The organism is Pseudomonas sp. GZD-209 (assembly GCF_049310485.1).
Taxonomy (GTDB): Bacteria; Pseudomonadota; Gammaproteobacteria; order Pseudomonadales; family Pseudomonadaceae; genus Aquipseudomonas; species Aquipseudomonas sichuanensis.
In genome coordinates this window covers 1-9,052 of sequence record NZ_JBMOWQ010000296.1, presented here as the reverse complement: position 1 = coordinate 9,052, position 9,052 = coordinate 1, and the positions used below count along the sequence as shown (strand labels likewise).

General features: G+C 65.2%; 10 protein-coding genes. 9 read left to right on the top strand and 1 reads right to left on the bottom strand.

The genetic code is table 11. The features are described 5' to 3' along the window. Window positions 1–709, bottom strand: a 709-nt coding sequence (gene hpaA, locus ACO6VM_RS27375; RefSeq protein ID WP_422404067.1) for a 4-hydroxyphenylacetate catabolism regulatory protein HpaA, incomplete at its 3' end; no start/stop codon positions are given. 163 nt (window positions 710–872) lie between these two features. Here hpaA and ACO6VM_RS27370 point away from each other — a divergent pair. The 9 genes from ACO6VM_RS27370 to ACO6VM_RS27330 all read left to right on the top strand — a co-directional run bounded on the left by ACO6VM_RS27370 (window position 873) and on the right by ACO6VM_RS27330 (window position 9,027). Then, on the top strand, window positions 873–1,547 hold the full coding sequence (locus ACO6VM_RS27370) for a fumarylacetoacetate hydrolase family protein (protein WP_422403275.1): 675 nt from the start codon (window positions 873–875) through the stop codon (window positions 1,545–1,547). Beyond that, on the top strand, window positions 1,544–2,314 hold the full coding sequence (locus ACO6VM_RS27365) for a fumarylacetoacetate hydrolase family protein (RefSeq protein WP_422403276.1): 771 nt from the start codon (window positions 1,544–1,546) through the stop codon (window positions 2,312–2,314). The genes ACO6VM_RS27370 and ACO6VM_RS27365 overlap by 4 nt, the downstream gene beginning before the upstream one ends. Before the next feature lie 2 nt (window positions 2,315–2,316). Further along, a complete protein-coding gene (hpaE, locus tag ACO6VM_RS27360) occupies window positions 2,317–3,777 on the top strand; it encodes a 5-carboxymethyl-2-hydroxymuconate semialdehyde dehydrogenase (protein ID WP_390970447.1) in 1,461 nt (486 codons plus the stop codon). A gap of 101 nt (window positions 3,778–3,878) precedes the next feature. Next, window positions 3,879–4,802, top strand: coding sequence for a 3,4-dihydroxyphenylacetate 2,3-dioxygenase (gene hpaD, locus ACO6VM_RS27355; RefSeq protein ID WP_258706536.1), 924 nt, complete (start codon window positions 3,879–3,881; stop codon window positions 4,800–4,802). 10 nt (window positions 4,803–4,812) lie between these two features. Further along, entirely contained in the window at window positions 4,813–5,223 is a 411-nt protein-coding gene (locus ACO6VM_RS27350) for a 5-carboxymethyl-2-hydroxymuconate isomerase (RefSeq protein ID WP_401057303.1), read from the top strand. Window positions 5,224–5,231: 8 nt separating this feature from the next. Beyond that, window positions 5,232–6,035: a 2-oxo-hept-4-ene-1,7-dioate hydratase gene (hpaH, locus tag ACO6VM_RS27345; RefSeq protein WP_125858560.1), complete on the top strand. Its 804-nt coding sequence runs from the start codon at window positions 5,232–5,234 to the stop codon at window positions 6,033–6,035. Between the two features lie 9 nt (window positions 6,036–6,044). Further along, the gene (hpaI, locus tag ACO6VM_RS27340; protein WP_422403277.1) at window positions 6,045–6,848 is read left to right on the top strand and encodes a 4-hydroxy-2-oxoheptanedioate aldolase; all 804 of its coding nucleotides are present in this window, start codon (window positions 6,045–6,047) and stop codon (window positions 6,846–6,848) included. Between the two features lie 485 nt (window positions 6,849–7,333). Beyond that, the gene (locus ACO6VM_RS27335; RefSeq protein WP_422402832.1) at window positions 7,334–8,632 is read left to right on the top strand and encodes an NAD(P)/FAD-dependent oxidoreductase; all 1,299 of its coding nucleotides are present in this window, start codon (window positions 7,334–7,336) and stop codon (window positions 8,630–8,632) included. Window positions 8,633–8,661: 29 nt separating this feature from the next. Beyond that, complete coding sequence (locus tag ACO6VM_RS27330; RefSeq protein ID WP_422404066.1) at window positions 8,662–9,027, top strand: cupin domain-containing protein; 366 nt, start codon at window positions 8,662–8,664, stop codon at window positions 9,025–9,027. The last annotated feature ends 25 nt before the right edge of the window (window positions 9,028–9,052 follow it).

Here is a 9,052-nt window from a genome sequence, read left to right as displayed (position 1 = left end):
GGTCGGCGATGCGCCGGCACACGTCATTCAGCCGCGCTTCGGTCACGCCCAGCGCCGTGGCGTAAGCCGGCAACGCCCAATGTTCCAGGTAATGGCGCTCGATCAGCTCGTTGAAGCGGTGGAACAGCTGCAAGTCCTCGTGCCGCGCCGGCATCGCCTCCAGCGAGTTGGCACACAGCCGCAGCAGGCTGATCATCACCAGCCGCGCCAGGTCCTGCAGGGCGGTGCCCTGCCCCGCCTGGCCCTGGCCGACCTCGCTGCCGAGCAGGTCGAACAATTGCTCCAGCCGATGCGCCTCTTCGCGCGCCTGCCCTTGCAAATGCCCCAGGGCAACGCACGCAGGTTGCAGGCGCGGCGCGCTGATCAGCCCGGGCTCGGCCTCCAGCAGTTGCCACACCAGCTGTTGGCGCACGGTCAGCACATGGCCATCGGCGTCGGCCTCGGTGACAAAGGCATGGGGGATGGTCGGCGGGGTGAGGAAGAACATCGGCCCGGCCTCGTGGTAGCGCTGTTCGTCGAGGTACACCCGTACGCTGCCGGTCTTCACGTAGTGCACCTGGAAGAAGCGGTCATGGCGGTGCACCGGCATGTTGCGACCAAAAAAGCCGGCCAGGTTGCCGAGCCGGTCGTAGTGCACCTCGCTGTCGCTGTAGCGCTGGTCGTAGACCTGACCGATGTTGATGTTGGGGATCGGCTGTCGTTCTTTCATTGTTGTTCTCGTACCGGTGGAACAGGCCGGGCGATGCATCGTAGCACTGCCCGGCGAGCGGGGAATGCCTTGACGATCGTTAACATCTTAATTATAACGCTAACACATTAACAAAAACGCAATGAAGCGTCCCCGGGCGCTTCGCCTTCCGCAGGAGAAAAGCATGAGCCGTGCCTTGCACGAGGTCGCCACCGGCAGCCTGTTCGGCGTTGCCCTGAACTACCAGGGCCTGCTGCAGCAGCACCTGGCGTCCTTCCAGAAAGCGCCGTACCAACAGCCGCCGGTCAAGCCGGTGCTGTTCATCAAGACCCCCAATACCCGCAATGGCCATGCCCAGGCAGTTACCTACCCTGCGGGAGTCGAGCGCCTGCAGCCTGGCCCGGCGCTGGGCGTGGTGATCGGCAAGGACGCCAGTCGGGTAAGCGTCGAAAACGCCCTCGAGCACGTGGCCGGCTACACCATCGTCAACGAGTTCAGCCTGCCCGAAGACAGCTATTACCGCCCGGCCGTCAAGGCCAAGTGCCGCGACGGCTTCTGCCCGCTGGGGCCGGAGCTGGTGCCGGCGGCGCAGGTGGGCAACCCCGACGCGCTGGGCATCCGCCTGTGGGTCAACGGCGAACTGCGCCAGCACAACAACACCGCCAACTGCGTGCGCAGCGTGGCCCAGCTGATCGCCGAAATCAGCGAGTTCATGACCCTGCATGCCGGCGACGTACTGATTACCGGCACCCCGGAAGGCCGCGTCGATGTGCTGCCCGGTGACCGCGTAAGCGTCGAGATCGACGGCCTCGGCCAGCTGACCAACCCCATCGTCGCCGAACAAGGGCTCGCCCCATGAAGCACGCCCGTATCCAGTTCGACGGCCAGGTCCACGCCGTCACGGTCGAAGACGACCACCTGCGCCTGGCCGATGGCCGCCTGGTGCATCAAGACCAGGTGACCTGGCTGCCACCGGCCACCGGCAGCATGTTCGCCCTGGGCCTGAACTACGCCGACCACGCCGCCGAGCTGGCCTTCACCCCGCCCACCGAGCCGCTGGCGTTCATCAAGTCGCCCGGCACCTACACCGGCCACGACCAGGTCACCTGGCGCCCGGACAACGTCAAGTACATGCACTACGAGTGCGAGCTGGTGGCGGTGATCGGCAAGCCGGCGCGCGACGTCAAGCGCGAGGACGCCCTCGCCTACCTGGCCGGCTATACGGTGTGCAACGACTACGCCATCCGCGACTACCTGGAGAACTACTACCGGCCCAACCTGCGGGTGAAGAACCGCGACGCCACCACCCCGGTCGGCCCGTGGATCGTCGATGCCAGCGATGTGCCAGACCCGTCGAACCTGAAGCTGCGCACCTGGATCAACGGCGAGCTGAAGCAGGAAGGCAGCACCGCCGACATGATCTTCGACATCCCCTACCTGATCGAATACTTCTCCAGCTTCATGACCCTGCAGCCCGGCGACATGATTGCCACCGGCACGCCGGAAGGCCTGGCCGACGTGGTGCCGGGCGATGAAGTGGTGGTGGAAGTGGAAGGCGTCGGCCGCCTGGTCAACCGTATCGTCAGCGAAGCCGAGTTCTTCGCCCGTAAAACCCAAGAGGCATGAACATGATCAAGCACTGGATCAACGGCCGCGAAGTCGAGAGCCGTGACACCTTCATCAACTACAACCCGGCCACCGGTGAAGCCATCGGCGAAGTGGCCAGCGGCGGCGCCGAGGAAGTCGCCCAGGCCGTGGCCGCGGCGAAAGAGGCCTTCCCGAAATGGGCCAACACCCCGGCCAAGGAGCGCGCCCGGCTGATGCGCCGCCTCGGCGAGCTGATCGACCAGAACGTGCCGCAACTGGCCGAGCTGGAAACCCTCGACACCGGCCTGCCGATCCACCAGACCCGCAACGTGCTGATCCCCCGCGCCTCGCACAACTTCGACTTCTTCGCCGAAGTGTGCACGCGCATGGACGGCCACAGCTACCCGGTCGACGACCAGATGCTCAACTACACCCTGTACCAGCCGGTCGGCGTGTGCGGGCTGGTGTCGCCGTGGAATGTGCCGTTCATGACCGCCACCTGGAAGACCGCGCCATGCCTGGCGCTGGGCAACACGGCGGTGTTGAAGATGAGCGAGCTGTCGCCGCTGACCGCCAACGAGCTGGGCCGCCTGGCGGTCGAGGCCGGCATCCCCAACGGTGTGCTCAACGTGATCCAGGGCTACGGTGCCACCGCCGGCGATGCCCTGGTGCGCCACCCGGACGTACGCGCCATCTCTTTCACCGGCGGCACCGCCACCGGCAAGAAGATCATGCAGACCGCGGGGCTTAAAAAGTACTCGATGGAACTGGGCGGCAAGTCGCCGGTGCTGATCTTTGAAGACGCCGACCTGGACCGAGCCCTGGACGCCGCGCTGTTCACCATCTTTTCGCTCAACGGCGAGCGCTGCACCGCCGGTAGCCGCATCTTCATCCAGGAGAGCGTGTACCCGCGCTTCGTCAGCGAGTTCGCTGCCCGTGCCCGGCGCCTGATCGTCGGCGACCCGACCGACCCGAAAACCCAGGTCGGCTCGATGATCACCCAGCAGCACTACGACAAGGTCAGCGGCTACATTCGCATCGGCATCGAGGAAGGTGCGCGCCTGGTGGCCGGTGGCCTGGAGCGCCCGGCGGGCCTGCCGACGCACCTGGCCAAGGGGCAGTTCATCCAGCCCACGGTGTTCGCCGATGTGAACAACCGCATGCGCATCGCCCAGGAGGAGATCTTCGGCCCGGTGGCGTGCCTGATCCCGTTCAAGGACGAGGCCGAGGCGCTGCAGTTGGCCAACGACACCGAATACGGCCTGGCCTCGTATATCTGGACCCAGGACATCGGCAAGGCACATCGTCTGGCCCGGGGCATCGAGGCCGGGATGGTGTTCATCAACAGCCAGAACGTGCGCGACCTGCGTCAGCCGTTTGGTGGGGTGAAGGGTTCCGGGACTGGCCGCGAAGGGGGACAGTACAGCTTCGAGGTGTTTGCCGAGATCAAGAACGTGTGTATTTCCATGGGTAGCCACCACATTCCGCGCTGGGGCGTCTGACGCCATCGCGGGGCAAGCCCGCTCCCACAGGTTCCATGCAGCCATCGTGGGAGCGGGCTTGCCCCGCGATTCGGCCACAACAACAATCACAGGAGATTCCCATGGGCAAACTCGCTCTCGCCGCCAAGATCACCCATGTACCCTCGATGTACCTGTCGGAACTGCCCGGCCCGCGCCAGGGCTTTCGCCAGGCGGCCATCGACGGTCACCTGGAAATCGGCCGGCGCTGCCGCGCACTGGGCGTCGACACCCTGGTGGTGTTCGACACCCACTGGCTGGTCAACGCCAACTACCACATCAACTGCGCCGCGCATTTCGAAGGCCTGTACACCAGCAACGAACTGCCGCACTTCATCGCCAACATGAACTACGGCTTCCCCGGCAACCCGGAACTCGGGCGCATCCTGGCCGAGGAGTGCAACCGCCTGGGCGTGGAAACCATGGCCCACGACGCCACCACGCTCGCCCCGGAGTACGGCACCCTGGTGCCGATGCGCTACATGAACACCGACCAGCACTTCAAGGTGGTCTCGGTCTCGGCGCTGTGCACCTCGCATTACCTCAACGACAGCGCCCGCCTGGGCTGGGCCATGCGCAAGGCGGTCGAGGACCACTACGACGGCACCGTGGCCTTCCTCGCCAGCGGCTCGCTGTCCCACCGTTTCGCCCAGAACGGCCAGGCCCCGGACTTTGCCACCAAGGTGTGGAGCCCGTTCCTGGAAACCCTCGACCATCGCGTGGTGCAGATGTGGCAGGACGGCGACTGGGCCGACTTCTGCGCGATGCTGCCGGAGTACGCGGTCAAGGGCCACGGCGAAGGCTTCATGCACGACACCGCGATGCTGCTCGGCGCCCTGGGCTGGTCGAAGTACGACGGTAAAGCCGAAGTGGTCACGCCCTACTTCGGCTCGTCCGGCACCGGCCAGATCAACGCGATCTTCCCGGTCACCCCTCAGGATGGCAGCACCATCCCCGCCGCCCAGGCCTCCAACCCGGCCGGCGTCACCTCCACCAGCCGCCTGTAAGGAGCGCGCCATGCCCCATCTGGTCCTGCTCTACAGCCCGGATATCGAAGCCGACGCCGACCTGCCCGGCCTGTGCCGCGCCCTGGCCGACTGCATGCTCGAACAACGCGACGAAAACGCCCGTCAGGTGTTCCCTACCGGCGGCACCCGGGTGCTGGCCTACCCCGCCGCCCACGCGGCGATCGCCGATGGCCAGGGCAATTACGGCTTCGTCTACGCCAACCTGCGCATGGGCAGCGGGCGCAGCGCCACGGTGCACCAGCAGGTCGGCGACAACCTGCTGGCCGTGCTGCGCCGCCACCTCGACCCGCTGCTGGCAAAACGCCCGGTCGGCGTGACCCTGCAGATCGACGAAAGCCAGGCCCAGGTGTACGACGCCAAGCACAGCAGCCTGCACCCCCTGTTCAACCGGAATTCCTGAGGTCTTCAATGCTCGACGCCCACATCATCCAGCAAGCCGCCGCCCGCCTCGACCAGGCTGAACGCAGCCGCGAACAGGTTGGTCAGTTCTCCCTGGAGCACCCCTCGATCAGCATCGAGGACGCCTACGCCATCCAGCGCGCCTGGGTTGCGCAAAAGATCGCCAGCGGTCGCAAGCTGGTCGGCCACAAGATCGGCCTGACTTCACGGGCCATGCAGGTTTCCTCGAACATCACCGAACCGGATTTCGGCGCGCTGCTCGACGACATGCTGTTCGACGAAGGCAGCGACATTCCCTTCGAGCGCTTCATCGTGCCGCGGGTCGAGGTGGAGCTGGCTTTCATCCTCGGCAAGCCGCTCAAGGGCCCCAACGTCAGCCTGTTCGATGTGCTCGACGCCACCGAGTGGGTGATCCCGGCGCTGGAAATCATCGACGCACGGATCCAGCAGGTCGACCCGCACAGCGGTGCCACCCGCAAGGTGTTCGACACCATCTCCGACAACGCCGCCAATGCCGGCGTGGTCATGGGCGGGCGCGCCGTGCGGCCCGGCGACATCGACCTGCGCAAGGTGCCGGCGGTGCTCTACCGCAACGGCGTGATCGAGGAATCCGGGGTGTCTGCCGCCGTGCTCAACCATCCGGCCAAGGGCGTTGCCTGGCTGGCCAACAAACTGGCCGCCTATGACGTGGGCCTTGAGGCCGGGCAGATCATCCTCGGTGGCTCCTTCACCCGCCCGGTGGCTGCCCGTCCCGGTGACACCTTCCATGTCGACTACGACCAGCTCGGCTCGATTGCCTGCCGTTTCGTCTGAGGACCGCCCATGGACATGCCCATCAACACCTTCAAGCAACGCCTGCGCAGCGGCCAGGCGCAGATCGGCCTGTGGCTAGGCCTGGCCGACCCGTATTGCGCAGAACTGGCGGCCAACGCCGGTTTCGACTGGCTGCTGCTCGACGGCGAACACGCGCCCAACGACCTGCGCAGCCTGCTCGGCCAGTTGCAGGCCGTGGCGCCCTACCCCGGCCAGCCGGTGGTGCGGCCGGTGGTTGGCGATACCGCGCTGATCAAGCAGTTGCTCGATATCGGCGCCCAGACCTTGCTGGTGCCCATGGTCGAAAGCGCCGAGCAGGCCCGCCAGCTGGTGCGTGCGGTGCGCTACCCGCCGTACGGTGTGCGCGGTGTGGGCAGTGCCCTGGCCCGGGCCTCGCGCTGGAACAGCATCCCCGGTTACCTGGACCTGGCCGACGAGCAGGTGTGCCTGCTGGTGCAGATCGAGAACCGCGAGGGGTTGGCAAACCTGGACCAAATCTGCGCCGTTGATGGTGTGGATGGGGTGTTCATCGGGCCGGCGGACCTGAGCGCGGCCATGGGGCACCGGGGCAATCCGGGGCATCCCGAAGTGCAGGCGGCTATCGAAGACGCCATCGTGCGGATTGGCCGGGCTGGCAAGGCGGCGGGGATTCTCAGTGCCGACGAGACACTGGCGCGGCGTTATATCGAGCTGGGGGCTGCGTTTGTTGCTGTAGGGGTGGATACCACCGTGTTGATGCGCGGATTGCAGCGGTTGGCGGGAGCATTCAAGGAAGGTGTGGTGAATACGACTGCCCAGGGTGGGGTTTACTGACGCGTTCGCCGAAAGATGTGCTGCGCCTATCAGATCGAGCGCCGCCCGCGCGGCGCATCGCGGTGCAAGCCCGCTCCCACATTTGTTTCGGGCCAATGAGTCCTGTGAAAGTACCGCTGCCCGCCTTGGTGCATGTCTTGAGTCAGGTGAAGCAGCGTTAGCGACCACGCCAGAACCGCGTCGTACCAACAAGGCGGACCAGGTGATGGCACAGGAAAGACTGGCCCGAAACAAATGTGGGAGCGGGCTTGCCCCGCGATGCGCCGCGCGGGCGGCGCTCGATCTCATAGGCGCTACAACCCTTTCGGCATACACATCGCGGGCGACATACGGTCTCAAGCCCACCACATCCCCCCGTCACACAGAATCAAATCCCTGGCACACTCAGGCAAGACACCTACCGCTCGTTAGGTGCCCAATAGCTGCCACAGCCAGCGCTTGTGCAAGCCCTGCTTCCTAACAATTCCAACTGTCCAGGCTGCGCCATGATCAACATCGAAACGCCCACCTATTACACCGCGACCAAAAAATACAACCTCAGCTTCCCCACCCTCGAAGCCGACATCGAAGCCGATGTGGTAGTGATCGGCGGTGGCTTCTCGGGCATCAACACGGCCCTGGAGCTGGCCGAAAAAGGCATCACCAATGTCGTCGTGCTCGAAGCCCGCTACCTGGGCTTCGGCGGCACGGGGCGCAACGGCGGGCAGATCATGGCCGGCATCGGCCACGACCTGGAAAAGATCAAGAGCAGCGTCGGCGAACAGGGCCTGCGCGAGATCTTCGAGATCAGCGAACTGGGCGCCGGCATCATCAAGGACCGCATCGCCCGCTACGCCATCGACGCCGACTTCTGCCACGGTTACGGCTACATGGGCTTCAACGCCCGCCAGGAAAAGACCCTGCGCGCCTGGGAGAAAGACTTCAAGGCGATCAACGGCAAGGACGAGATCCGCTTCCTGGGCGGCTCCGAGGTCAAGCAGATCATCGGCTCCGACGCCTACAGCAGCGCCCTGCTGCACATGGGCGGCGGCCACGTGCATTCGCTCAACCTGCTGCTCGGCGAAGCCCAGGCCCTGGTGGGCCATGGCGCACGGATCTTCGAGCACAGCCCGGCGCTGGAAGTGCACTACGGTGAGCGCATCAGCGTGCGCACCGGCCGTGGCTCGGTCAAGGCCAGCAAACTGCTGTGGGCCTGCGACAGCTTCCTCAACAAGCTCGAACCCGAGCTGCACGCCCGCACCGTCAACACCTACGCCTTCCAGCTGATGACCGAACCGCTATCGGATGAACTGATCCAGCGCATCAGCCCGATCCGCGGCGCCTACAGCGATATCCGCCCGGTGATCGACTACTACCGCGTCACCCGCGAGAACCGCCTGCTGTTCGGCGCCGCCACGCCTTTCGTGGAGCACATCCCGAAAGACCTCAAGGCGTGGAACCGCAACCTGATGCTAAAGATCTTCCCGTACCTCAAGGACGTGCGCATCGACCTCGCCTGGGGCGGCCCGATGGCCACCAGCGCCAACCTGTTCCCGCAGCTCGGCACCCTGAGCAACCGCCCCAACGCCTTCTACGTGCAGGGCTATTCGGGCTTTGGCGTCACCCCCAGCCACATCATTTGCAAGATCCTCGCCGAAGGCATGAGCGAAGGCTCCAGCCGCTACGACCTGATCAGCTCGGTCAAGCACGCGCGCATCCTCGGCAAGGACCACATTCGCCCACTGCTGCTGACCGCCGGCAAGACCGTGCATCAGCTGTCGGGCTTCTTCAACGGCCGCCGTTGAGCCTTTTTGAACTGACCAGGAGAACCACCATGACCCTTACCGCCGTCCGCCAGGGTGTGCAACTGTCCGAACTCGATGCCTGGGGCACTGTTGCCGACCTGGGTTCGACCATTCTCGAAGGCGAGGTCAAGTGCTACGGCAAGATGACCCACGGCGCGCCGACCGACCCGGTCAGCAGCGCTTACTTTGGTACCACCCAGGGCAAGTTCCGCATGGTCTACCCGTTCAGTGAACAGGCCGTGATCGTGACCGGGGAGATCCAGCTGACTGATGAGTCCACCGGGCAGGTGACCCGTTACAAGGCAGGTGATGTCTGGTTCGTGACCAAGGGCACGCCGGTGTTGTGGGAAGTGTTGAGCGAGACCTTCGTCAAGCATTACCTTGCGGTAGCCTGATCGAGCCATCGCGGGGCAAGCCCGC

Excerpts from the sequence above, each read along its gene's own strand:
- ACO6VM_RS27370 (WP_422403275.1), top strand. The coding sequence starts at position 873 with ATGAGCCGTGCCTTGCACGAGGTCGCCACCGGCAGCCTGTTCGGCGTT.
- ACO6VM_RS27365 (WP_422403276.1), top strand. The coding sequence starts at position 1,544 with ATGAAGCACGCCCGTATCCAGTTCGACGGCCAGGTCCACGCCGTCACG.
- hpaE (WP_390970447.1), top strand. The coding sequence starts at position 2,317 with ATGATCAAGCACTGGATCAACGGCCGCGAAGTCGAGAGCCGTGACACC.
- hpaD (WP_258706536.1), top strand. The coding sequence starts at position 3,879 with ATGGGCAAACTCGCTCTCGCCGCCAAGATCACCCATGTACCCTCGATG.
- ACO6VM_RS27350 (WP_401057303.1), top strand. The coding sequence starts at position 4,813 with ATGCCCCATCTGGTCCTGCTCTACAGCCCGGATATCGAAGCCGACGCC.
- hpaH (WP_125858560.1), top strand. The coding sequence starts at position 5,232 with ATGCTCGACGCCCACATCATCCAGCAAGCCGCCGCCCGCCTCGACCAG.
- hpaI (WP_422403277.1), top strand. The coding sequence starts at position 6,045 with ATGGACATGCCCATCAACACCTTCAAGCAACGCCTGCGCAGCGGCCAG.
- ACO6VM_RS27335 (WP_422402832.1), top strand. The coding sequence starts at position 7,334 with ATGATCAACATCGAAACGCCCACCTATTACACCGCGACCAAAAAATAC.
- ACO6VM_RS27330 (WP_422404066.1), top strand. The coding sequence starts at position 8,662 with ATGACCCTTACCGCCGTCCGCCAGGGTGTGCAACTGTCCGAACTCGAT.